The 26,126-nt window shown below is 44.9% G+C and carries 19 protein-coding genes; 17 read left to right on the forward strand and 2 right to left on the reverse strand.

The window, feature by feature from the left end:
* Positions 1–33: 33 nt before the first annotated feature.
* On the reverse strand, positions 34–1,503 hold the full coding sequence (locus tag GO755_RS06590; protein WP_157583926.1) for a BatD family protein: 1,470 nt from the start codon (positions 1,501–1,503) through the stop codon (positions 34–36).
* Positions 1,504–1,611: 108 nt separating this feature from the next.
* Between GO755_RS06590 and GO755_RS06595 the strand changes: the two genes are divergently transcribed.
* Positions 1,612–1,815: a hypothetical protein gene (locus GO755_RS06595; RefSeq protein ID WP_157583927.1), complete on the forward strand. Its 204-nt coding sequence runs from the start codon at positions 1,612–1,614 to the stop codon at positions 1,813–1,815.
* Positions 1,816–1,890: 75 nt separating this feature from the next.
* Here GO755_RS06595 and GO755_RS06600 read toward each other — a convergent pair whose 3' ends face one another.
* The gene (locus tag GO755_RS06600) at positions 1,891–3,285 is read right to left on the reverse strand and encodes an MBL fold metallo-hydrolase RNA specificity domain-containing protein (protein WP_157583928.1); all 1,395 of its coding nucleotides are present in this window, start codon (positions 3,283–3,285) and stop codon (positions 1,891–1,893) included.
* Between the two features lie 95 nt (positions 3,286–3,380).
* Here GO755_RS06600 and pbpC point away from each other — a divergent pair, with 95 nt between their 5' ends.
* From pbpC to GO755_RS06680, 16 genes are all read left to right on the forward strand, one after another.
* Positions 3,381–5,813, forward strand: a complete 2,433-nt coding sequence (gene pbpC / locus GO755_RS06605; RefSeq protein ID WP_157583929.1) for a penicillin-binding protein 1C — start codon at positions 3,381–3,383, stop codon at positions 5,811–5,813.
* Between the two features lie 68 nt (positions 5,814–5,881).
* Entirely contained in the window at positions 5,882–6,319 is a 438-nt protein-coding gene (locus tag GO755_RS06610; protein ID WP_157583930.1) for a nuclear transport factor 2 family protein, read from the forward strand.
* A gap of 424 nt (positions 6,320–6,743) precedes the next feature.
* Complete coding sequence (locus tag GO755_RS06615; RefSeq protein WP_157583931.1) at positions 6,744–8,693, forward strand: CotH kinase family protein; 1,950 nt, start codon at positions 6,744–6,746, stop codon at positions 8,691–8,693.
* 97 nt (positions 8,694–8,790) lie between these two features.
* Entirely contained in the window at positions 8,791–14,295 is a 5,505-nt protein-coding gene (locus GO755_RS06620; RefSeq protein WP_157583932.1) for an alpha-2-macroglobulin family protein, read from the forward strand.
* A 143-nt stretch (positions 14,296–14,438) separates the two neighbouring features.
* The gene (locus GO755_RS06625) at positions 14,439–15,569 is read left to right on the forward strand and encodes an NAD(P)/FAD-dependent oxidoreductase (protein ID WP_157583933.1); all 1,131 of its coding nucleotides are present in this window, start codon (positions 14,439–14,441) and stop codon (positions 15,567–15,569) included.
* Between the two features lie 43 nt (positions 15,570–15,612).
* Positions 15,613–16,326, forward strand: coding sequence for a methyltransferase domain-containing protein (locus tag GO755_RS06630; protein ID WP_157583934.1), 714 nt, complete (start codon positions 15,613–15,615; stop codon positions 16,324–16,326).
* Positions 16,323–17,375, forward strand: a complete 1,053-nt coding sequence (locus GO755_RS06635; RefSeq protein WP_157583935.1) for a type III polyketide synthase — start codon at positions 16,323–16,325, stop codon at positions 17,373–17,375. Before GO755_RS06630 ends, GO755_RS06635 begins: the two co-directional genes overlap by 4 nt.
* The gene (locus tag GO755_RS06640) at positions 17,369–18,166 is read left to right on the forward strand and encodes an SDR family oxidoreductase (RefSeq protein WP_317165809.1); all 798 of its coding nucleotides are present in this window, start codon (positions 17,369–17,371) and stop codon (positions 18,164–18,166) included. The genes GO755_RS06635 and GO755_RS06640 overlap by 7 nt, the downstream gene beginning before the upstream one ends.
* A 9-nt stretch (positions 18,167–18,175) precedes the next feature.
* Entirely contained in the window at positions 18,176–18,622 is a 447-nt protein-coding gene (locus GO755_RS06645; RefSeq protein WP_157583936.1) for a 3-hydroxyacyl-ACP dehydratase FabZ family protein, read from the forward strand.
* Positions 18,615–19,886 carry a beta-ketoacyl-[acyl-carrier-protein] synthase family protein gene (locus tag GO755_RS06650; protein WP_157583937.1) on the forward strand — a complete coding sequence of 424 codons (1,272 nt, stop codon included), beginning with the start codon at positions 18,615–18,617 and terminating at the stop codon, positions 19,884–19,886. The genes GO755_RS06645 and GO755_RS06650 overlap by 8 nt, the downstream gene beginning before the upstream one ends.
* Before the next feature lie 7 nt (positions 19,887–19,893).
* Complete coding sequence (locus GO755_RS06655) at positions 19,894–20,151, forward strand: acyl carrier protein (protein WP_157583938.1); 258 nt, start codon at positions 19,894–19,896, stop codon at positions 20,149–20,151.
* Entirely contained in the window at positions 20,148–20,765 is a 618-nt protein-coding gene (locus GO755_RS06660) for a 4'-phosphopantetheinyl transferase family protein (protein WP_157583939.1), read from the forward strand. The genes GO755_RS06655 and GO755_RS06660 overlap by 4 nt, the downstream gene beginning before the upstream one ends.
* 85 nt (positions 20,766–20,850) lie before the next feature.
* Positions 20,851–22,245: a sll1863 family stress response protein gene (locus GO755_RS06665; protein ID WP_157583940.1), complete on the forward strand. Its 1,395-nt coding sequence runs from the start codon at positions 20,851–20,853 to the stop codon at positions 22,243–22,245.
* Positions 22,246–22,349: 104 nt separating this feature from the next.
* Positions 22,350–22,868: a gamma carbonic anhydrase family protein gene (locus tag GO755_RS06670; protein ID WP_157583941.1), complete on the forward strand. Its 519-nt coding sequence runs from the start codon at positions 22,350–22,352 to the stop codon at positions 22,866–22,868.
* A gap of 126 nt (positions 22,869–22,994) precedes the next feature.
* Entirely contained in the window at positions 22,995–23,612 is a 618-nt protein-coding gene (locus tag GO755_RS06675; RefSeq protein WP_157583942.1) for a HupE/UreJ family protein, read from the forward strand.
* 100 nt (positions 23,613–23,712) lie between these two features.
* Positions 23,713–26,103: a M1 family metallopeptidase gene (locus GO755_RS06680; RefSeq protein ID WP_157583943.1), complete on the forward strand. Its 2,391-nt coding sequence runs from the start codon at positions 23,713–23,715 to the stop codon at positions 26,101–26,103.
* Positions 26,104–26,126: the final 23 nt, after the last annotated feature.

The following is a 26,126-nucleotide window of genomic DNA, read 5'->3' on the forward strand; positions in this document are numbered from 1 at the left end:
TAGATACTGGCCATAAAAGGTAGCAATAGCAGCTTATCGGCCCGTATTCTGCTTTTTAAAAAATACGAAAATCATTCCTATTAACATTATCAGAATCAGCACATTAGCAATGGCCCGAACCAGCACTGAAACACTAATTGGCTGAAAGGTACTATCCATTGCTTCAATGCCAGCGTATAGAGATCGATCTGTGGCCACTCCCAATTCTGTTTCATCATTCACGCCCGAAGCATTACTGGGTGTCGATGTTTGAACATCAGCGATTGGGTTTTTATTACCCACTTGCAGATGTAACTGAGGCCGAAGTGTGTCGTATTTTGCCGTTTTCGGGTCGAAGTAAATCCATTGGAAGCGATTTGCCAACGAAATCTGTCCATTTTGGTGTGGTACAATAAAATAAGTAAATGTTTTATGGCCTGTCACCTGATTTCCAGTGTTCGTACTTGTATGTCGTTCTTCAGGTGGAAATACATCAAACTCAGTCGTTTCACTTAAGGTAGCAGGAGCTGGAAGAGTTGTTATATTACCCTCTCCCGTTACTGTAAATGTATAGCGAACGCTTTGACCTATAGTAACGCCTTGTCGCTCCAGCCCTTCTTCCAACCGAAATGATCCAACTGGCACTCGGCCTCGTAATGGGTGTACAGGTAATGTCTTAATTGGTACAGTAAGTGGCCTACTGGTAAATACCACATAGTCCGTCTGAGACGAAGGTGGGCCAATGTTGGGGCGAGGGCGAGCTAACTGCAACGACACTGCCGGTAACCGCCAGTCCTGATTTGACAGAGGGAAAAAGACAGATTGATAAATACGAAACTCCCGAAATTTTTTCCCTCTAATGGTTATCGAAATTGGCTTTAGTTCGGTGATAGGCAGATTCTCCTCCCACGAATTAGCTGGGCGAATTTTTTTTGTGATCGCCTGTAATTGCTTATCAAGAGCGGTAAAACTAAGTACGTAGGGATAATTGTCGGCGATATAAAATGATAGAGTCAGCGATACACCTTCACCTGCATAAATAGTTGATTTAGCAGCTCGGAGAGACAGGAAAGCTGCTAAATCAGATGCTGCCTCCGCGATATCTTCTGTCGTACTAACGGGTGTCGTTATCGTCTTCGATGGCTGCACCAGTAGCATTGCTCCATCTGAATGCACAATTTCTTTATTGACCACGATATCAAACGGCGGCAACCGAAATCGACCTGGTGAAAGTGCCGAATAACTTTGTGTAATTACTTGATTAGTAACTGTTTTTCCACCAACTTCGCTGGGAGATATACTGGTCGATATTCCTTTTTTAGTGAAGCCCGGAATATCTGGAAAAGCAATTGCGACCCTGGTTTCGCTATTTGGAATAATAACCGAAATAGTGAAGGGCCGCTCAATAGGAAAAGTAGTTTGGCTTAATTCAACAGAAGCGTCACTATCAGGCACTTGCCCAAAACCGGCTACAGTGGCTAAGAAAAATAATGCAAAAAATTTGCGGAATATTGCAAGTAACATTGTTATTTTGAAGCAACAAATTTAGCAAAAAGTCGTTACCGATATAACAACGAACCAGTCAACCTCTTTCGATATCCATTATCTTCCTAAACAACAAATTTGCACTCTATGCTCTCTATGCTCGAATATATCAAAACCATCCTTCAGAAGGTGAGTTTTGATAAAGCCCTCTTTGAAAAAGAATTAGCAAAGGCAATTAAATTGCTCATCCCTAAAGAAGTTAAGCAGCTTAAGCGCTGGTGTTATCTCCAATTTGGCAAAGTCTATCGAGTGGTATTGAACCATTGTTTTGCTCGGGTCCGGTTCACCTGACGAAACTGCCAGAATCCTTAAAACAAAAACTCCCGCCGTTTTTCGAAAAACGGCGGGAGTTTTTGTTTTGTCAATTTACAGCGTCACTTTCTTACCCATCTCGGGAATGTCAATATTCCGAAATCCAGCCTCTTCCAGATGGCCTTTCCAGACGAGTTGCTTATCGTATTCGCCATGAACCAGGAATACATTTTTGACCAGGGCAGGATTTTGGCAACTCAAAAAGTGCAACATCTCGCGGTAGTCGCCATGAGCTGAGAATGAATCCATAATAGCAACACGCGCAATAACCGGATAGCGTTCTCCAAAAATTGTTACTTCTTTATCACCTCGTTTTAAGGCTCCGCCCAGGCTATTCGGCGATGCATACCCAACCATCAAAATAGTTGTATTGGGCTTTGTAATATTATTTTTAATATGATGCTTGATACGGCCGGCTTCGGCCATACCCGACGGCGCAATAATAATACACGGCTCCTTACTATCATTTATCGCCTTCGATTCATTTACATCCGTTATATAATGGAGGTTAGGGAAATCAAACGCATCGCCGTCTTTTTTGATGTAAGCCAGAATTTCCGGATTAAAATCTTCTTCATGGTCTCGCATTACCTGAGTTGCTTTGACCGACATCGGACTGTCAATATACACAGGCAAACGAGGTAGATGGCCTTCACTTTCTAACTGATCAAGAGCATAAATCAATTCCTGTGTGCGGTCTACAGCGAAGGCAGGAATAATGAGTTTACCACGTCCTTCCACACAGGTTTGCTGCACAATACTGAGCAAATGAGCCTTCATATCAGGTTCAGCTTCGTGTAGCCGATCACCATAGGTCGATTCGCAAATGATATAATCGGCCTGCGGAAATGTATCGGGCGAGCGCAGAATTTTATCGTCTGGTCGACCAATATCGCCACTAAAGAACAGGTGTTTTTCAACACCATTATCCTTGATAGTTAAGCTAACTGACGCGCTCCCGAGCAGGTGACCAGCGTCGGTTAACAAGCCAGTTACCTCATCACAAATGATGAAGGGGCTACCATAGTGTATAGGTTTCATCTGGTCGAGAGCGTGCTGCACATCGTTTTCGTCGTACAGGGCTTCAAGCTCAGGTTCGCCCCGGCGAGTGCGTCGCTGATTAACTCGTTCGAGGTCTCGCTCCTGGATGCGGGCGCTATCCATTAGCATTACTTCGCAAAGGTCAATCGTGGCCGATGTCGTATAAATTGGGCCCTTGAATCCCTGCCGGACAAGTCGGGGAATCAGACCCGTATGGTCAATGTGCGCGTGAGAAAGCACCATGTAATCGACCTGAGCCGGATCGAAGCCAAACTGTTGGTTCAGTTCATCCGTATTAATACCCTGAAATAGCCCGCAATCGAGCAAAATTTGTTTGCCACTGGCGGTAGTTAGCAGGTGTTTACTGCCCGTAACTGTGCGGGCTGCGCCGAAAAATTGAATGGTCATGATTTAGGTACGTTCTCAGTAAATCTGTGCGTTTATTTGTAGAGTTTACGGCTTTCTGAGACGTGCAAATAAACAGAGAGTTTCACGGACTTATTATGTTGATTATTGAAAAAGGTAAACGCATAGGCCAACGACTCTGGAAATCACACCTAGTGAAAACTATTGTGGCTGTCTTATTGATTTTTTTTAGCCTGGATTTTTTCTTCCCTATTCTAATTAGTGTCCCTTATTCAACAATCATTACGGCTCGTGACGGCTCCATTTTGCATACTTTTTTGAGCCGTGACGACAAGTGGCGCATGTATGCTGAACTCAACGAAATTACGCCCACCCTCCGCGATGCTATTTTATTTAAAGAGGACAAATACTTTCGATACCACCCTGGCTTTAATCCGATAGCTATGCTACGAGCAGCCGCCAGAAACCTGCTGACGGGTCGGCGAACATCTGGCGCTTCCACCATTACGATGCAGACTGTCCGGCTTCTAGAACCCCGCGAGCGTACATACGGAAGCAAACTTATTGAGTTGTTTCGGGCCTTACAGTTAGAGGTTCATTATTCGAAAGATGAGATTCTGCAATTGTACCTGAATCTGATTCCTTATGGAGGCAACATTGAGGGTCTTAAGTCAGCTTCGCTCCTGTATTTCGGGAAACCACCCGTATTACTCAGTCTGGCCGAATTGACAACGCTTACAATTATTCCAAATCGTCCATCGAGCCTGCGGCTTGGAACGCGAAATACGCTTATCATCCAGGAACGTAACCGTTGGCTAGCCCGCTTTCGCAAGGCAAAACTGTTCAACGACGAAACTATTGATGATGCCCAAACCGAACCGCTCACAGCTTATCGGCGAGAAGCACCACAACTAGCTCCACATCTCTCCCGCCGACTCCGAGCCGAGAATCCGAATACGCCTATTGTTCACTCAACTTTAAACCCAACCGCACAAGCCACAACCGAGCAATTGGTGCGGCATTATGCAGATCGTATTCGGGCATACAATATCCACAATTCGGCTGTACTGATTGTAGATAACCAGTCTCGGGAAGTAGTCGCGTATGTGGGCTCGGCAGATTTCGGCAATGTTTTCGATGGTGGTCAGGTTGATGGCGTGCGGTCAGTACGGTCGCCCGGAAGCGCTTTGAAGCCACTATTATATGGACTCGCGTTTGATGCAGGCATCATCACCCCAAAAACCAAACTGGCCGATGTGCCGATCAATTTTGGCGGCTACGAACCTGATAATTACGATCGTCGATTCAATGGACCTGTTACAGCAGAGTTCGCGTTGGCTAATTCACTGAATATTCCGGCAGTTGCTTTACTGAAAGAAATTGGCACTCCATCGTTAGTTTCAACACTCCAGAAAGCCGGATTTTCAGCAATTAAAAAACAGGCAAAAGAGCTAGGTCTTTCGATGATTTTGGGTGGTTGTGGCGTGACATTGGAGGAAATGACGCGGCTGTATGCTGGACTGGCAAATGGTGGTGCACTGGAAGAATTACATTTTATATTTCCCTCACCCCCGGCCCCTCTCCCAAAACGGGAGAGGGGAGCAGTTGCGTCCTTTTCTCTCCCCTCTCCCGTTTTGGGAGAGGGGCCGGGGGTGAGGGAAATGAGGGAAATCAGATTAATTTCCCCCGAAGCCGCCTACCTCGTTACGCACACGCTCACCCAAATCACGCGGCCCGATTTACCGAACAACTTCGATAATAGTTACCACTTGCCACGCATTGCTTGGAAAACAGGAACGTCTTACGGTCGACGTGATGCCTGGAGCATAGGCTATAATCAGCGATATACTGTTGGCGTATGGGTCGGTAATTTTTCGGGTGTTGGCGTGCCCGAACTTAGTGGTGCCAATACCGCTACGCCCTTGTTATTTCAGCTTTTCAACGTACTCGATTACAACTCGCCGACAGGCTGGTTCAAAACTCCCAAAGGAGCCACTAAGCTATCAATGCGACTTATATGCCCCGAAACGGGCGACGTTCCGGGTGAGTTCTGTCAGAATCCCGTAACCGATTATTGCATTATGGGCGTATCGCGGTATCGTCATTGCCAGCATCGGAAAGCTATTTTTACGAATGCCGCGGGGACAATTTCTTATTGCGCACAGTGCCGACCAGACAGTGGTTCCGTTCGTAAATCTTATCCAAATCTATCCCCCGAACTAGTGGCGTTTTATCAGAGTCGCCATATACCGTTTGAGGCTGTGCCTCCACACAATCCGGCCTGCGAACGTGTGTTTGGAAGCGCAGAGCAGACTGGCCCACAAATAATAAGTCTTACTAATGGCAGTGAATACTTCATCAATCCGAAACAACCTGCCGAAATGGAGCTTAGTTGCCAGGCAGCCAATGATGTACAGACCGTATTCTGGTATTTGAACGATAAACTTTATTGCCGGGCCAAGCCAACCGAAGCTATATTTTTCAAATCCCGGCCAGGTGCACTGAAAATTTCCTGTGCCGATGACAAAGGGCGGAGTAGCGATATTCGCATTCTTGTGCGGAATGAGTAATGATTTCTTGATTTTGCTTTTCAATATTTTATCAACACTTTTCCGCCTTAAAAGCCAACCCCCTATACATGAAAACTCTGTTTATTTTGTGCGCTTCTTTGTTGCTTACTACGGCAACATTTGCTCAGCAAGCCACCGATCCTACTCAAGACCCTACTGCTCTCGGTAATGCATTCTTCAAAGCTATGCTCGATGAAGACAGCAAAACCCTGGGAACATTACTAACCAGCGACTTCAATCTGATTAGTTTTGATGGCACTCCTGTTGAGGGTGATATGCTGGTACAGGGTGTTGGAGGGGGTTATGTTGTCGTTGAAGCAGCTACGGTTTCAGATACTCGGGTGCGTCAGTATAATAGCGATGCAGCGGTAATGACGGGCAACTGGAAATCCAAAGGCAACGTTCAGGGTAACGGGTTTGATAATACGGTTTCATTCACTCTTACCTGTGTCAAACAAGGTAGTGCCTGGAAAATTGCCAACGTTCAGTTTACGCCGATGCGCTAGTAATCACTTAGCTTTACAATAACTTCAGGTAATTTCAGTACCGGATTTCAGGCAACGATCAGGCTAATTCAATACCATATCAGGTACTGAGTTGTTAAGGATTTTTTGCGCTGGTATCCGGTTATTTTTTTATCTACTGTTGACCTCTCTCTTACATACAGGCAATCTCTCTTCTATCTCCAACCTGCCTATATTTTCTCATTCTCGAGTATAACCCAAATTTTGTGTAGGCATTCATCTCCTTGCAACGGTTATCTTCTCACAGACGTAGTGGTCTTATCTGCGTAGATTCACTATGGATAATTGACATTAAAAACAGCATTATTTAAAGTCAGCATAGTCAATTGGCCATATTATCCGTGAATACGATTTTCTCATTTTTGAGGCTGTCCTCTACCTAGCTCCATGTCTAAACCTATACGCTATGTTGTCGTTTGCTTATTCTCCTAAAAAGGTAGCAATTTTGATCGCTATCTTGTTTATTTCAATATCAGCAAAATCTCAATTAGTTTTTGATAAGCATGACTACCAGATTGACAAAAATTTACATCTAATTATTTGCAATAGAATTCCTGATAAAATTCCCGACAATACATTATCTATTTCTTTCGATAAAGTTTACACATTTTATGCCCCTATAGATACAATTCAGATTGGTATACCTTATTCTATTTTTGATAATGATACTATTTATAAATTATACTTCACTCGTTTACCAATAGTAAACCTAATCGTAAAAAATACGATTGGGGATGATTATTCTGGGGGAACACTAAGTATATCTGATACAATTGGTGATCCAATAAATTCAACTATGGGAATTAAACTTAGGGGAGCTTTATCAAGAACATACCCTAAAAAATCATATCATATTCAGCTCTGGTCGGATAGTACGGGGACAGAGACTCAGAATAAATCTTTCTTCGGCATGCGTAACGATCAAACCTGGTTGTTGCTGGCTATGTATGACGAAAAGCTACGTCTTAATAATAAAGTGTCGCACGATCTATGGCTGAAGTTACATAAACTCTATTATGCCGATCAGGAGCCAGATGCCCATTCTACCATCCGGTCAAGGTATATCGAAGCGTTTTTAAATGATGATTATCAAGGAGTTTATCTATTCACGGAAGATACCGATCGAAAGCAATTACAGTTAAAGAAGCAAACGATTTCAAATGCTGGTGGAGAATTATATAAAAGCTACGATTGGACGCAGGAAACAGTATTTACTGGTGTGTCGAGCCTGCCCAGTACACCAACAGAAGACTGGGGCGGCTGGGAGCTTGATTATCCTGATACAACAAACTGGATAAACCTGCATCAATTTATTGACTTTGCAGTAAACTCATCAGATAGTTTATTTAAACAGCAGATTTCAGCAAAGATTCGGCAGGATAATTTCGCAGATTATTTCATCTTTTTAAATCTAATACGAGCTACTGATAATTTCGGAAAGAATCTATTCCTGGCTCGATATAAGCCAGATGAGCCTTATTTTATCGTTCCCTGGGATCTAGATGGAACCTGGGGCTACTTATGGGATGGGAACACGAATAATATAACGAATGATATTCTATCAAATAATCTCTTTAATCGTCTGCTAGCTATACCAAGTTTTAAACTTCAATTGGCGACACGCTGGTTTGCCTTAAGAAGCAATATTTTATCTATTGATAGTTTAAGTAGTTCAATTAATAACTCCTACAATTTCTTAATCAGCAATGGAGTTTATGAACGGGAAAGTTTAAAATGGGCAAATCCATTCCTGTCTTATAGTGCAGAAGAACTTGATTATATTCATACATGGACTCAAAATCGAGTAAACTATTTAGACAATTATTTTAAAAGTTTAGTACAGGACCAACCCATAATTTATAGCTTCACTGCTGAGGCTATCGAAAAAAAAGCGGTATTAAACTGGACCGTCAACTGTGCAGCGGTTAATTCATTTGATGTTGAGCAAAGTACAGATAGCCTAACGTGGAGTACAATTAGTGTTGCGCCTATTCTTTCTAATGACTCATTACCGTGTCAATATACCTTTACGGATAATAATCCAAGTTCAGGAAATTCGTACTATCGACTAAAAATTACTAATAAACAGAACAGTAGTTCCTATAGCGCTATTCAGTTGCTGAATTTTGATCTGCCTGTTAATGTATTTCCAAATCCGGCTTCAACCACATTACAAGTACAGGGAAATATAGACAAGGTCGATGTGTATTCTCTACGAGGTGCTCTTATCTACGAATCCACCAACGCATCACCTAATCTGGTTAATGTTAACAGCTTCTCATCAGGAACATATCTACTACGAGTGACTCAGAAAAACGGAACAGTAAGCACACATAAAATTCTGGTAAATAGATAAAGTACGTTTTCTCAGGTAGATACATTCGCCGAAAGCTAACCCGTTCATTCATTTGAACGGGTTTTTCGTTAATATTCGGCACTTCTCCAATAACCCCATGAAAACAAGCCTTTTTCTCCTTTTCACCCTTTTTTCTTTTTTGCTTTTTCAGTGCTCGCGATTGCCGTTCAACGAAGTGGCGGTTGTCGGTCGAAATTTTGACGATGAGATTCAACAGACACAGAATCTGACGTTTACATTTAATAAAAATGTTGGACCAACAAATCAGTTTGATGAATGGGACTCAACTCAATATGTGCGCTTTATCCCCGCTGTTCGAGGGAAATTCAAATGGACTGCTCCAAATGAGCTGGTCTTCTCCCCCGCTCGTGCCTTCGATCCAGCTACCGATTACCGCGCTGAACTGACGGATGATTTATTGAAACGTTCGACTCAAAAAGATCTGAAAATTTCGGGCGATGATATTGCTTTTCATACGCCTTATCTGCAACTAACAAGTACTGAAAACTGGTGGTCGCGTTCGCGTGAAACCGGACAGCCCGTAGCGAAAAGCCGGCTTAACTTCAACTACCCGGTTTCATCGGCAGAAGTTGCCGAAAAGTTGGGAGTTTCATCCGAAGATAAGTCCCTCACCGCGCAAACATCGCCGAGTAATGCCCAAAATTCGGTTGTCCTTACGCTCACCAATGCACCGACCCAGAAAAATGAACAACCGCTAACCATAAAGCTAGACAAAGGCCTGAAAGTGCCCAACACGGCTTATGTTAGCAAAGAGGTTATTGAGGAAACCAGTACGTTACCCTCTCGCTATAAAGTCGAAGTGGCCGATGTCCAAACAAGTTTCGAAAATGACAAAGGTGTAGTCCGGGTCATTACCACCCAGGAGCTACAACCAGGGGAATTAAGTCGGTTGTATACCATTCAACCTCAGGCTGAAACGACGGCAGAACTGACCGAAAATGGGTTTATAATCCGGGGAGAGTTTAACGAGACCGACACCTACGTACTTACGCTTACCGATCAGATTCGGGGGGTGTTGGGCACTAAACTGGATGAGCCGGTAAGTAAAGATTTATTCTTTGGAAAAATGCCAGCCAGCATTCAGTTTGCGAATAAAAAAGCCTTGTATTTATCCTCGAAAGGAGCGCGAAACATTGGCCTTAATATTGTTAATGTACCAAAAGTGCAGGTCAAAATTGCGAAGGTGTACGAAAACAATCTCCTGAATTACTTCCGTACCAATCGCTACGAGGACTATAAAGAAAATGCCAATGGTGAGTGGGGGCCATCGGGATCATTCAATTACAGTGATGACGAACAGGGTGATTTGAGCGATGTCCTCGTCCAGAAAACTGTTGAAACAACAGACCTCCCCAAAGTGCGAGGTGTTTCCGCGCTGAATCTCTCCTTACCAGAGGCCATCCAGCCCGGACAGAATAACAATTTCCGGGGTGTTTACCTGGTTTCGGTCGATTCAAAGGACGAGGCCTATTTGCAGGCCAGTCAATTGGTATCGGTCTCAGATATTGGGTTGGTGGCTCGTCAGACAAAAAATGAGGTATTAGTTTGGGCGAACTCCATTCGCACTACCGAACCTGTGCAAGGTGTTGAAGTGACATTGGTTAGTAATAATAACCAGTCTGTTTATACACTCAAAACAGACGGCAGTGGCTTTGCTAAATTCGATAAGGTGACCGAAAAAGCACCCGGCTTCAAAATTGCATTGCTCACAGCTCGTACCGCCGACGATTTCAATTTCCTGTTTTTACCTGATACACAGGTCGAAACGTCGCGCTTTGAAGTTGAGGGTAAATACGATAACGAGTCAGGTTTCGATGCGTTCGTATATGGCGACCGGGATATTTATCGCCCTGGCGAAACCATTCATTTTAATACCGTTATTCGATCGCAAGCCTGGCAAAGTGTTGGCGAAATTCCAGTGCTTATTCGCGTCTTAACGCCCAATGGCCGCGAACTACGCGCGTTTCGTAAAACTACAAACAAACAGGGGGCAGTAGTCACCGATGTTCCGCTCAACCCAGCTGCTGTAACGGGCAGCTACTCGATTGAGGTACTAAACGCCAACAATGTCCTGTTGACTTCGCAGTCAGTGAGTGTCGAAGAGTTCGTTCCTGATCGGATAAAAGTGGATGTCCTGACCGATAAAACCAGCTACAAATCAGGGCAGACCATCACATTATCCGCTACAGCCATGAATCTGTTTGGTCCGCCAGCATCTGACCGGGCTTATGAAATAGAACTGCAACTAAAGCGTAAAGCCTTTGCGCCTAAAGGCTTTGAGGACTACGATTTCGATATTCCCAATGGAGCCTCGCCCGCGCCGGGAGACGCTACCGGTAAACCGGACGTTTTCCCGAAAGAAGTCCGGCAGGGACGTACCAACGCAAATGGGCAAGCCACCGAAAAATTCCCCATTTCAGGCCTCTATCAGGATATTGGCCTACTAGAAGCCAAGCTATTTGTGACCGTCTTTGACGAAAATGGCCGTCCAGTTAATCGACTCCGGCGACTGGATGTGCTCACTCAGGACACGTTCTTTGGTGTTCGCTTACCCGACCGATATGTAACAACGAATGCGCCTGTTGCCGCTGAACTCGTCGCTATAGATCCAGCCGGAACGCTACGGGCTTCGGCCTCTGCATCGGTAGAAGTTATACGCTATGACTATCAGACGGTTATTGAGAAAGATGGCGATCGAATAAAGTATTCGACCAGGCGACGCGAGAAGTCCGTTTACAACAACTCTCTCTTATTCAAAGGGGGGAAATCAGCTTTTCGTTATGTGCCAACCGTTTCGGGAGAATATGAAATCCGCGTTCGGCGGCCTAATCGGTCCGACGCTTCGGGTACAAACTACGCAGCTACCAGTTTCTATGCCTATGGCTATGGAAGCACCTCTGCCTCGTCCTTTGAAGTAAGCCAGGAAGGTCAGGTGTTGATGACCCTTGACAAGCCAACGTACAAGACAGGCGACAAAGCTAAAGTGCTTTTCAAAGCACCCTTCGATGGAAAACTGCTTGTAACGGTCGAGAGAAATCAGGTTCTTGAACAACATTGGCTAACCACGACTAATAAATCTGCCGAGTGGAGTTTCTCCGTAGGAAGTGAGCATCTGCCGAATGTCTACGTAACGGCTACACTTATTCGCGCGATCGACAACAACAATCTTCCACTAACCGTAGCTCATGGTTTTGCACCTGTTTCGGTGGAGGACGATGACACGAAACTCCCGGTAACCATTACAGCCGTGACTCAATCCCGCTCGAAAACGAAGCAAACGATTCGGATTAAAACGGCTAGCAATGCACAGGTAACCATAGCTGTTGTGGACGAGGGAATTCTGCAACTTAAGAACTTCAAAACGCCTGACCCGTACGGGTTCTTCTATCAGAAGCGCGCTCTCGAAGTTGGTAGTCACGACCTGTACGCACTTCTCTATCCCGAATTATCGCTAAAATCGACATCGAGCGTTGGTGGCGATGGCTATGATTTAGAAAAACGGGTCAATCCGCTTAGCCATGGACGGGTTCGGTTAGTAGCCTTGTGGAGTGGCATTTTAGAGACTGGTTTTAATGGTGAAGCTGAGTTTTCGGTCGACATTCCACAGTTCTCGGGCGATTTGCGTATTATGGCCGTTGCCTATAAAGACAATTCGTTTGGATCGTCAAACACCAACATGAAAGTCGCAGACCCGATTGTTATCAGTACGGGTGTTCCGCGCTTCCTGACGCCCGGCGATCAGGTTGAATTGCCTGTTAATCTGAGCAATACGACCAAACAAGTTGCCACAATTACGGCTCGACTCAGCCTAACCGGCCCATTAGTAGCCGACAGCCTAAGTACTCAAAAATTAACGATTCAGCCGGGTCGGGAAAATCGCGCTATCTTCCGGGTTTCAGCAAAGCAGGCAATTGGCGCCGGAACGATTACCGTAACAGCCAACGGGCTTGGTGAGACATTTACAGAGAAAACGGACATTACCGTTCGACCAGCAGCCTCGTTGCAGAAAACGTCTTTATCAGGCGCAGTAGCGGGTGGAAAGTCGCAAACGTTGCAACTAGCAGGCAATTTCTTACCAGGAACAGCGAAGGCCAGTGTAACATTGAGCCGGTCGCCAGTGGCGCAATATGGGCGCGAATTGTTGTATTTGCTCGGCTATCCGCATGGATGTATTGAGCAAACCATCTCGAAAGCTTTCCCGCAATTGTATTTCGCCGATTTGGCCAAACAACTATCAACAAATACCTACTTCGTTCGCGCGGGTGATAGCGATATGAATCCCGCGACCAATGTTCGGCAGGCGGTGCAAACGGTCGAAAGCCAGCAGGCACCCAATGGGGGCTTCACGATGTGGCCGGGCATGGCAACCGTAGCAGGCAAGTCCAATGTAGACGAATGGGCTAGTGCATACGCCGTTCATTTCCTGGCCGAAGCACAGGAAGCGGGTTATGAGGTTCGGCCATCGGTACTGAGTTCGGCCATCGACTTCCTGACTACATTCACGAACAGTCCAGCTACCGAGAATGCAGTTACCTACGACGAAACCGGCGGGCGTACAATTCATAAAGTGGCCAGTCGAACAACTATTTATGGACTTTATGCGCTTGCTGTAGCTGGGAAACCCAACCGATCGGCCATGAATTATTACAAGCAAAACGCCAATTTACTCACACCCGATAGCCGCTATCTGCTGGCCTCAACCTTCTTTCGCGTTGGGGATACCCGCAGTTTTGGAGCCCTGTTACCCAAGAAGTTTACCGACAATACGACTGGACATCAAACGGGTGGAAGTTATGCATCGCCAGTACGGAACCTCGCCCTTGTGCTCGATGCACTTGTCGATACAGATATCGACAATTTGCAAATTCCGACGTTGGCCCGACAGTTAGCAGGTGCGTTGAAACAGACGAGCTACCTCAATACACAGGAAGCTGCTTTTGCCTTTTTGGCGTTGGGTAAACTAGCACGCCAAACGGCAAACAGCACTGCAACAGCTACCTTGACATCAGGCGGAAAGTCGCTCGGTACCATGAGCGATGCGCTCCTGAATATTAAACGTGTCCCAACGAATGGGCCATTAAATCTGACAGCCAACGGCTCTGGGAATGTCTATTATTTCGCTCAGAGCGAAGGAATTCCAGCTAGTGGAAAAATTGCTGAAGAGGATAACGGCTTGCAGGTTCGTCGAGAATACCTAAATCGGGAAGGGCAGCACCTCAGCGACATTCGCCAGAATGATTTGGTTGTCGTAAAAATCACGCTCTCCAGCACCAATGGTCTGAATGTCGAAAACGTGGTGGTAACAGATCTACTCCCGGCGGGTCTGGAAGTCGAAAACCCACGCCTGACCGAACCGCGCGATATGCCCTGGATTCAAAAACCAGACGCCCCCGATTATTTCGATCTACGCGATGACCGGATTAACTTTTACACTACCGCTACCGGTACTACACAAATATTCTATTATTTAGCCAGAGCCGTATCCAAAGGACGCTTCGTTGTTGGTCCCGTATCAGCCGATGCTATGTACAGCAGCGACTATCGTAGCTACAACGGCGCGGGAGTTTTGGTAGTGAAATAATGTTGGCACGCAGATGACTCAGATTCTTATGCTTTACGCGGATATCAAATCTGTTTAAATCATAAAGATCTGCGTCATCTGCGTTCTATTCTATCAAACATGTTGGTTCTTCGCCTTGTTTATGATCTAAAACTGAATCGCCAATGCCTCATGATGCCGACATAGTTATTATTGGTGGTGGTTTGGCAGGGCTAACAGCAGGCATTCATCTTGCTCAAGAGAATCTTCGGGTCATTCTCATCGAAAAGCAGGCATATCCTCAACACAAAGTGTGCGGAGAGTATGTATCCAATGAAGTACTCCCCTATTTACAACAACTCGGTATTTCGGTCGATGAGTTAAACCCTTCCCGCATCCACCGTTTTTTATTCAGTACCGTTTCGGGAAAAACAATAGAAAGCAAACTGCCGCTGGGTGGCTTTGGGGTAAGTCGGTACACGTTTGACCGTTTTCTGTACAGAAAAGCGCTGGCGTCAGGGGTTACTATTATTCACAATCAGGTAGTTGATGTTGAGTTTGCGAACGACTCATTTACGGTAAGCACTTCCGACGAAAAGAAATACACATCTTCTCTGGTTATTGGTGCCTATGGTAAACGCTCGTCGTTAGATAAGCGCTTGCAACGACCATTTATCGCAAAAGAGTCGCCCTGGATGGGTGTGAAAGCTCATTATCGAGCCGAGTTCCCGGCCGATTTGGTGTCACTTCATAATTTCGAGGGAGGGTATTGCGGGTTATGCCAGGTAGAAGCTAGTATTGTTAACGCATGCTATTTGGTTAATTACTCTAGTTTTAAAAAATATAAAAATATAGATTCCTTCCAGAAGCAGGTGATGAGTCAAAATCCATTTTTAAAGGATTTTTTTTCTAAAGCGATTCCCTTATTTGATAAACCCTTAACAATTAGCCAGATTTCATTTTCTAAAAAACAGCCTGTCGAAAATCACATCTTAATGTGTGGCGATACGGCTGGGGTTATTCATCCATTATGTGGAAACGGCATGGCAATGGCAATTCACAGTGCGAAAATAGTTTCCGAGTTACTCATTACTTATTTTTCTAGTAATGAACTGAACAGAGCTACTTTAGAAAAACAATATATCCATGCCTGGAATAAAGAATTTAATACAAGATTAACGGCAGGTCGACTTCTACAATCCGTTTTACAACACACTACGGCAACCTCAGTTCTTTTGAGTAGTTTACACTTAACACCAACTGTTTTGCCGCTCATTATTAAGCAAACTCATGGAAGCTTAGCAACAATTAATTAGACAGAATCCACAAAACAGACACTTACTACATTAATTAAAACCGATGCCGGTAGATACTTCACGACGTACGTCTAAAGAAGAAATAATGGACGATTTTGCGTTGACTGGACAAGAATTAAGTGACGCTTTAGATAAAATTGCACTAATTAATCAGTGGTTAGGTGGAAATAAAATTACGCTCGACGGAATAAAAAAATTAATCAAAGATTATCCCAAAGGCAAGGAAATTTCTATTGTCGACATCGGTTGCGGAAACGGAGACATGTGCCGGGCAATTGCTGATTTAGGTCGCAAAGCGGGCATTACGTTCAAAATTTTAGGTATAGATGCGAATACCTACACAATCAATCACGCGAAAAGTCTCTCCCAATCCTACTCAAACATCTCATACGCAATTTTAAATATATTCGATAGAGACTTTGCGTCTCTGAATTACGACATTGCCGTATGTACATTAACGTTGCATCACTTTACCGACCAGGAAATTGTCTCATTAATGACATTACTGACAAACAAAGCAAAACTTGGTGTAGTTATCAATGACTTACAGCGAAGCGCCTTAGCTTACCGACTTTTCCAGCTTATTTGTTTTGTTTTCCGATTGAATACGATGTCCAGAGAAGATGGGCTTACGTCTATTCTGCGCGGATTTAAAAAACAGGACTTAGAGAAACTCTCTAAGCAACTGCATTTAAAAAAATACCGTATTAACTGGAAATGGGCGTTTCGCTATCAATGGATTATCAAAAACCTATGAGTGTAAAAATTACGGCAGTAGCAAAAGCATTACCACAACATTGGCGAGACACAAAAGACATTTTACCATTTCTGGATGCCTGGTTAGTTGATCAGGATACGCGTTTCCAACGGAAGGTAAAGAAGATCTTTGAAAATGCGGCAGTCGATCGGCGATATTCAATTATGGGACCTACCGAAGTTTTTGCAAAAACTTCATTCGCAGAAAAAAACGCGATTTATATCCGGGAATCGATAAAATTAGCTGAAACAGCTTTCAAAAATGCGGTAGAAAAAACAACCTGGAACATTACCGATATTGATTACTTGATTACGGTAAGTTGTACCGGTATTATGATTCCTTCGCTGGATGCTTATTTGATAAATAGCTTACAAATGCGGCAGGATGTAGTTCGGCTGCCTGTTACCGAAATGGGCTGTGCGGCAGGTGTCTCAGGAATCATTTACGCCAAGAATTTCCTAAAAGCAAATCCAGGAAAACGAGCTGCGCTGATTGCGGTTGAGTCGCCAACGGCCACATTCCAAATGGATGATTTTTCGATGGCGAATATTGTCAGTGCTGCCATTTTTGGCGATGGAGCCGCCTGCGTATTGCTCTCGTCCGATGAAGCCGATATAGGGCCCGAAGTGATAGCCGAAGAAATGTATCATTTTTATGAAGCAACGCACTTAATGGGATTCGACTTGACCAACACTGGTCTGCAAATGGTGTTGGATAAAGCCGTTACGGATACAATTGCAGAACATTTTCCGGCTATCATTTACCCTTTTCTGCAAAAAAATGGCCTGGCCATTGAGGCTATTTCTCATTTAATTTTTCATCCAGGTGGCCGAAAAATTGTGGAAGTAGTGCAGGAAATTTTCGGCAAAATGGGCAAGAACATTGATGAAACGAAGGAAGTTTTGCGCCTGTATGGGAATATGTCGAGTGCTACCGTCCTTTATGTATTAGAGCGATTTATGGACAAGCAGCTAGAAAAAGACTCCTATGGGCTTATGTTAAGTTTTGGACCCGGATTTTCGGCACAACGTGTTTTACTGAAGTGGTAAGCGAATTTAGCGACAAAAATTATTGGGCTGTTATTCTGGGTGGTAGCACAGGATTAGGACTGGCAACGGCGAAAAAACTGGCACAACACGGCATGAATATCTGCGTTGTGCATCGAACCCGGAAAGCAGAAATTGCCAATGTAGAAGCCGAATTCCGCAGTATTGAAAGTCAGGGTATTTTGCTAAAGCAGTATAACATTGATGCAACCAGTGCCGAGAAACGTAGTACTGTTATCGCTGACTTGCAGATGCATCTGGGCGGTCAGGGAAAAATACGAGCGTTGATCCACAGCATAGCTAAGGGTAATTTGAAACCAATGGTTTCTCACGACCAACGGCAACTCCAACACGACGATTTTCAATTAACGATCGAGGCAATGGCAATTAGTTTATATGACTGGACAAAAGGCTTATTGACCGCTTCATTATTTGCACCCGATGCCCGTATCATTAGTTTTACCAGCGAAGGCAGCACAAAAGCCTGGAAAAATTATGCGGCTGTTTCGGCAGCCAAAGCAGCGTTGGAGGCCATTTCAAGAAGCATTGCGTTGGAAATGGCACCTTTGGGTATACGAGCTAACTGTATTATGGCGGGTGTTACAGATACGGCTTCGCTACGTATGATTCCCGATTCTGAGACTTTGCTCCATCATAGCAAACAACGAAATCCTTTTTCCCGATTAACCCAAGCAACCGACGTGGCCAATGTAGCGTATTTGCTTTGTAAAGATGAAGCCGCCTGGATTAACGGCGCGGTGATTCCAGTGAATGGTGGTGAGCATCTTCAATAACGATACGACTTGCAGAACTTCGTCCATATTCTCTCAAAACTACCCTACAGCAAACCATTTTTGTTTGTCGATCACTTGCATTCGGTCGACGAAAACGGGGTGGAAGGCAGTTATACCTTTCCAGGAGATTCCTATTTTTATAAGGGTCATTTTGCCGGACAACCCATCACGCCCGGTGTTATTTTAACTGAAGTGATGGCTCAGATAGGCGTTGTTTGTCTGGGCATTTTTTTACTGGCCGACGCCCAGCACAGCGATATAGACATTGCCCTCACATCCACTCAGGTTGACTTTTATAAGCCCGTTCTCCCTACCGAAACAGTTATTGTACGCTCAACAAAAGACTATTTTCGATTTCATAAGTTGAAATGTAAAGTAGAGATGCTAAACAGCGATGGCGAACTAATTTGCCGGGGCGCTATTTCAGGTATGATGAAACCGAAAAAGTATGCGTAATCGAGTCGTTATTACGGGTTTAGGTGTAGTTTCTCCCAATGCAGTAGGTGTGCCTTTGTTTTTAGAGGCCATTCAGCAGGGACGAAGCGGTATCACGTTTCATCAGGAATTAGCCGAGATGAAATTCTCTTGCCAGATTGGGGGCATCCCGCCTGTAACCGAACCGCATAAACATCAGTATTTCTCTGATTTACAACTTCATCAGCTCAATAGCAGTGGCATAATTTATGGCGTTATTGCCGGTATGGAAGCCTGGCAGCATGCTGGCCTATCGGTAGCTACTGATGAACCCGACTGGGATAGTGGAATTGTGTTTGGAACCGGCATTTTGGGCATCGACAAGATTCGGGAAGCCATTTACAAAGTCGATCAGGGACAGGTCAGGCGGTTAGGCAGTACAGCCGTAGTGCAAACCATGACCAGCGGAGTTAGTGCATACCTGAGCGGAATGTTAGGATGCGGCAATCAAATCACCGCTAATTCGGCGGCTTGTGCTACGGGTACTGAGGCCCTCTGGTTAGCCTATGATCGCATTGTTAATGGGTATGCTAAACGAATGCTGGCCGGTAGCTGCAATGATCACGGCCCTTATATCTGGGGTGGCTTCGACGCCATGCGCGTACTCCCCTATCAATACAATAACACACCCGAGAAAGCATCGAGACCCTTAAGCGCCACCGCGAGTGGTTTCGTTCCTGCCAGTGGTGCAGGCGCTTTAGTACTCGAATCATTGGATAGTGCGCTGGATCGAAAGGCTACTATTTATGCGGAAGTACTTGGTGGTCATGTCAATTCTGGTGGCCAGCGGGGTGGAGGTTCCATGACCGCCCCCAATGCCGCTGCGGTAAAACGATGTATCCAAAAAGCCATGGAACAGGCCAATGTTCAACCCGAAGAGATTGATGTGATCGATGGCCATTTAACGGCTACGATAAAAGATTCGGCCGAAGTGAGCGCCTGGTGCGAGGCTCTGCAACGAAGTGAAGATAACTTTCCCATTATTAACTCTCTGAAATCAATGGTGGGGCACTGTTTGAGTGCTGCCGGAAGCATTGAGTGCGTAGCAGCTGTTTTGGAGTTATATCATGGATTTGTGTACCCATCCCTCAATTCAGAAGATCCACACCCCGATATTTCAGCTCTGATTAATCCAGCGAAAATTCCGCAGCAACTTATTCATAGGGACATTCAGGTAATTGCCAAGGCCAATTTTGGTTTCGGCGATGTGAATGCATGTGTCATCTTAAAAAAGTTTCAATCCTAAACTGGCTATGCAAACGAAAGAAGAATTAATCGAAACGCTCAAAAAAATTGTAAAGCCCTATGTTCAGGATGAACAGGCATTTGAGAACGTTACGGAGGATACCGACTTCATTAAAGACTTAAAAATTAATTCGGCGAATCTGGTCGATATTGCCCTTGATGTCGAAGAAGCCTACGATATTGAGATTGATAATGAGTCGATGGAGCAAATGCTTACAGTTGGGTCAGCAATCGAAATCATTACGAAAAAGCTGGCCGAAAAATGATCGGCAATGACATTGTTGATCGGGCGCAGGCACACCGTGAAAGCAACTGGCAACGAAGGGGCTTTCTGGAAAAACTATTTACTATACACGAACAGAAACTCATCCTGACAGCAGACGACCCTGAACGAATAGTTTGGCTACTCTGGAGCATTAAAGAGAGTGCCTATAAAGCAAGCTTCCGGGAAACCGGAAAGCGCATTTTTGCTCCCAGAAAATTAGCCTGCCAGATTATATCAATAAGCGATGAAACGGCCGAAGGGGTCGTTTTTTACGAAAAAATTTACCAGACAAAATCATTAATTACGCCACAATACATTGCCAGCACGGCAACTTCGGCAAACACTTCTTCAAGTTTGCATCAGACAATTATTCCGTTCGAAAAAGCCACTTACCAAGATCAGCACCTATTAATTCGGGAAAAAATAAAGCAATACTGTACAGATAGTTTATCCATTCCGAAAGAGAATAGCTACATCCAAAAAGATTCGAACAGTGTTCCTATTTTAACGCTCGTTAAATCTTCCACAGAGCAACTACATATTCCTATCAGTATAAGCCATCATGGTTACTATGGCGCATTTGCCATAGGTCCAAATAGAAGTCTGCCAGCCTGAGATTAAATGCCAACATTTACCTTACTTCATTGGTTATACGAGTCACAATCGCTTAATCAACGTTATTAATAAATACTACAACGTCATGAAAAGGAAAATATGGGTCGTAGGCGCAATGCTGACAGCCATGGTCGGTCTATCATCCTGCGCTTCGACGGAGCGCTGGCTTTACGGCAAGTCAGAAAACAGTCAGGAAGATATTGTTCAGCGCGACCGCAGGAGCAACTCGCGAAATAGTCGCGATTCACAGAATGGAACATACGGCGACGATGAGCAGATGAGCAGCAACTCGCGGAATAGTAGCTCATATCGAAACCCTTATCGTTCTTCAGATGATCAGGATAGCCGAATGAGTTATCGCGATCGGGATGATCGATCAAATCGAATGTCGGGTAGCGATTCATACAATAATCGCTACAACAATTATGATGATCGGGATAATGATCGGTATTCGTCTAATGACCGTACTTATAATAACCGGGATTCTTACAATGATCGGTATAATGACCGCTCGTATGATAGCCGAAATTCATCCAATAACCGGTATGATGATCGGAATTATAATGACCGGGACAATAATCGGGACTCGTATAATAGCCGTTCCGACAATGACAATTACCGAAGCCGGAATGACTATTCGTCAAACGATCGTCGGAATGACGACCGGAACTCGAACGACCGGTACGATAATCGGAGTTCATCGAATGATCGGTATGACAACCGGGATTCACGAGATTCTCGGGACTCCAATAACAATAACGACCGGATGATGTCGGATAGAGATCGGGACCGGGATATGCGTCGGGACGATAACCGGAATGATCGATACAACGATAACAACTCAAATCGGCGGGATGATCGGGATAACCGAAATGACTACAATGACCGTCGGGATGATAATCGGAATAATAATAACGATAGTCGTTACGACGATCGGAATAACCGTCGCTCAGACGACCGTCAGAATAACAACTCTTCTGATGATCGGGATAATCGCCGAAATTCTGATCAAAATCAAGACAATCGCAACAGCGACAATCGGACTAATTCTGACAATCGTGATAACCGAAATAACGACGATAATCGGAATAATCAGAGCAATTCCAGCAATCGAAGCAATTCCGATAATCGTCAGGATGATCAGTCGAATAGCCGGAATAACGATCAATCCAACAACCAATCCTCAGATCGTGACCGTCGCGACCTAACGGATCGAATTTCGGCACAAATGGATAAACTTGACGATCAGATAGATGATGCCAAAGCTGACGTAAAAAACGAAAGTCGTAAAGAGCGTAAAAAACGGGAAGAGCGTATAAATGATCTACAGGATAAGCGTCGTCAACTGGCCGATTCCTATATTAAGGTACAACGATCCAGCGCTGACGACTTCGATAAAGTGAAGAAAGAAACAAACAAGCTTGTCGACGACATCGGTGATTCGATGGATAAAGCAGGCGATAAGATTGATAAAAAATAAGCAACTATCCATAATGTCGTGTCTTGGAGGGCTGGTTCAGTGAACCAGCCCTTCTTTGTCATATAGGCAAGTAGCGATAAAGGCGAACAAGCTATCTTTGTAGCATGGCACTTATTAAATCTGTTCGGGGAATTGCGCCGGTATTTGGCGAAAACTGCTGGTATGCAGACAATTCCACTATTGTAGGCGAAGTGATTATGGGTCGCGACTGCACGGTCTGGTTCAATGCAGTTATTCGAGGTGATGTCAATTCGATCACCATTGGCGACCGGACCAATATTCAGGATGGAGCAGTCATTCACTGTACCTATCAACGATCTAAAACTACTATTGGTAACTATGTTTCCATTGCCCACAACGCCGTTGTTCATGGCTGCACAATTGAAGACAATGTGCTGATTGGCATGGGAGCGATCGTCATGGATGGAGCAGTTATTGGTACGGGCAGTATCATTGCAGCTGGCGCTATTGTTACCCAGAACACTGTTGTACCACCTGGCTCTATTTATGCAGGGAATCCAGCCCGTTTCTTAAAAGCCGTTTCGCCAGAGCAGGGCGAAGTTTTTGCCCGCACAGCCAATAACTATGTGATGTATGCAAGCTGGTTTAAAGAAGTGGTGTAGGAGAAATGGGTGTAGTGAGTGAAATGAGTGTAGTAAGTACGTTAGTTAACTAGTATACTCACTCCACTTACTGCATTCATTTCACTCACTCCACCAATTCCACTTACTCCCCCAACAACCAAACTCATGGACGACTTTCTGATCTATCTTCGCTTAGGTTTCGATCATATTACCGATCCTAGCGGGTATGACCATATCCTGTTTGTAATCGCACTCTGCGCCGTTTATACAGCACGGCAATGGAAACAGGTATTAATTCTGGTTACTGCTTTTACTATTGGACACTCGATTACTCTGGCTCTGGCAACACTACAGCTTATTCAGTATAAAACTGCTTTAATTGAGTTGCTTATTCCCATTACGATTCTTATTACGGCAGTTACTAATTTCTTCTTCCAGGAATCAGGCTCGCGAAAATCCTCAAAGGTTCGGGAACCCAATCGTCCCTGGCGATACGGGCTTGCGCTAACATTCGGCCTTATTCATGGCATGGGTTTTTCGAATTATCTCCGCAGTTTGCTAGGTCGCGAAGCCGACATTGTGAAACCACTGCTGGCGTTTAATATCGGGCTGGAAATTGGCCAGTTGGTTATTGTCAGCCTTATTCTTGGATTGGCTTATCTCATAATCGACGTATTGCGGACTAACCGCTTACGATGGACACTCGTTGTGTCGGGAATAGTAGCCGGTATGGCTCTATCGCTCATTATCAACAATGAGTATCTGAGCGAGTTGGTCAAGTAGCTCTATTTTCTAACGACACCCACCGCTTATTATAATACAAATTAGATAACCTCTTTTTTTTTGTATTTTTACCTCCTCGTCAACAACTATAAACCAATTTATGCAAAAGATAATTTTGCTACTATCGGGTTTAGCCATTCCCTTATGGTATGCCCAGGCGCAAGCTCCTCAACCATCGACGCAACGCGCAAACACCCGTTTCGAACAGCTCGGGCCTATTTTACCTACTCCGAATACGTTTCGTACAGCTTCTGGTGCTCCCGGAAAAGACTATTTTCAGAACCGTGCTGACTATGATATAAAGGCTACACTTGACGATACCAAGCAAAAACTAACCGGTTCTGAAACGATTACTTATCACAATAATTCAGGAGATGTATTGCCTTATGTCTGGCTTCAGTTGGATCAGAACACGTTCCGGGCTGATGTAGATGGTAGAACATCGCAGACAAGCAGCATCAACGCCGAACAAGGAGCCAGTATCCAGCAACTTACAGCCAATACAACACTGGCTGCTAAAGATTACGGCGATAAGATCACATCAGTACGCGATCAGGCTGGCAAACCACTTAAATACACCATTAACCAGACCATGATGCGGATTGATTTGCCCCAGCCCGTTGGCCCAGGTAAATCCGTAGTTTTCTCCGTTGACTGGAATTTCAACATTGTCGATGTTAGGAGTACAGGTGCTCGTGGCGGTTATGAATTCTTCCCAAAAGATGGCAACTATATCTACGAAATAGCTCAATGGTTCCCCCGCCTATGCGCATATAGCGACGTAACAGGTTGGCAGAACAAGCAATTTTATGGGCAGGGTGAATTCACGCTGATCTTCGGTAATTACAAACTAGCTTTAACAGTGCCGAACGATCACATTGTTGGCGCAACGGGCGAATTACAGAACCCAACCCAAGTATTGACCCCAACCCAGATAAAACGCTGGAACGAAGCAAAAGGCAAGGGCGACAAACCTGGTGAAAATCCAGTTGTTATTGTAACGCAGGCCGAAGCCGAAGCAGCCGAAAAGGGCAAGCCAACCGGTACAAAGACCTGGATTTATAAAGCGGATAACGTCCGTGACTTTTCCTTTGCCAGCAGCCGCAAGTTCATCTGGGACGCCCTTCAACCTAATGTAGAGGGTAAACGCGTTTGGGCAATGTCCTTATACCCAAAAGAAGGCAATCCACTTTGGGGGCAATACTCAACCCGGCTGGTAGCGCATACGCTTCTCTCCTACTCGCGCCGGACTATTGCGTATCCATATCCGGTAGCCTATTCTGTTCATGGTCCCGTTGGTGGTATGGAGTATCCAATGATTAGTTTCAACGGGGCTCGCCCAGAAGCTGACGGCACTTACTCTGTAGGTACGAAGAATGGACTCATCGGAGTAATCATTCACGAAGTGGGTCACAATTTCTTTCCCATGATCGTTAATTCCGACGAGCGCCAATGGTCGTGGATGGACGAAGGTTTGAATAGTTTTCTTGAAGGATTAGCCTGTTTAGAATGGGATGCCAACTATCCAGCACGGGGCATCGATCCTCAATCGATTGTTCCTTACATGCGGATGGATTCTAGCCTTCAGGTGCCCATCATGAGCAGTTCCGACAATATTCCAAGAAATACCTTCGGACCGAACGCGTATAGCAAACCCGCCACAGGACTCAATATTTTGCGCGAGACCATTATGGGTCGCGAACTCTTCGATTACGCCTTTAAAGAATACGCTCGCCGATGGGCTTTCAAAACGCCCGAACCGGCTGATTTCTTCCGTACTATGGAAGATGCATCAGGTGTTGATCTGGACTTTTTCTGGAAAGGTTGGTTCTACAGCGTGCAACCCGTTGACCAATCGTTGGTGAAAGTCGAGTGGTTCCAGGCCAGTTCACAGAACCCCGACATCACCAAAGCCGAAGCTCGCACTGCTGCCCAAAAGAGACTGAACACCATTAGTAAACAACGCGACGCACTCAGTAAAGATGAAACCGTAGTTGCACAGGATAGTACAATGCGGGATTTTTACAACCAGTACGATCCTTATGCGGTTACGGAGGCCGACAAAAAGAAATATCAGGACTATCTAGCTTCATTAACAGCCGAAGAGCGCTTACTAGCCGAAGCAGGTACGAACTTCTATACGTTGTCATTGAAGAACAAAGGCGGCATTCCAATGCCAGTCATTCTACGGATGGAGTTTGAAGATGGCACTGATTCCGTAGCCCGTTTCCCAGCCGAAATCTGGCGTTTCAACGACGTATCCATCCGGAAAGTGATTGCGACCAGCAAGAAAGTAAAGCAATGGACACTCGATCCCTATTATGAGATCGCAGATATTAACACAGAAGACAATTCGTTTCCGCCGGTAGCTCAACCGACGCGCTTCCAATTATTCAAACAACAGCAGCGTGGTGGTGGAGCAGCCGGGCCAAATCCGATGCAGCAGCAACGACAAACAGCACCTGCCAAACAGGGTACCGGTCGAAATTAACAATCTCCATTAACCTACAACAG

Source organism: Spirosoma arboris, assembly GCF_009754945.1.
GTDB lineage: Bacteria > Bacteroidota > Bacteroidia > Cytophagales > Spirosomataceae > Spirosoma > Spirosoma arboris.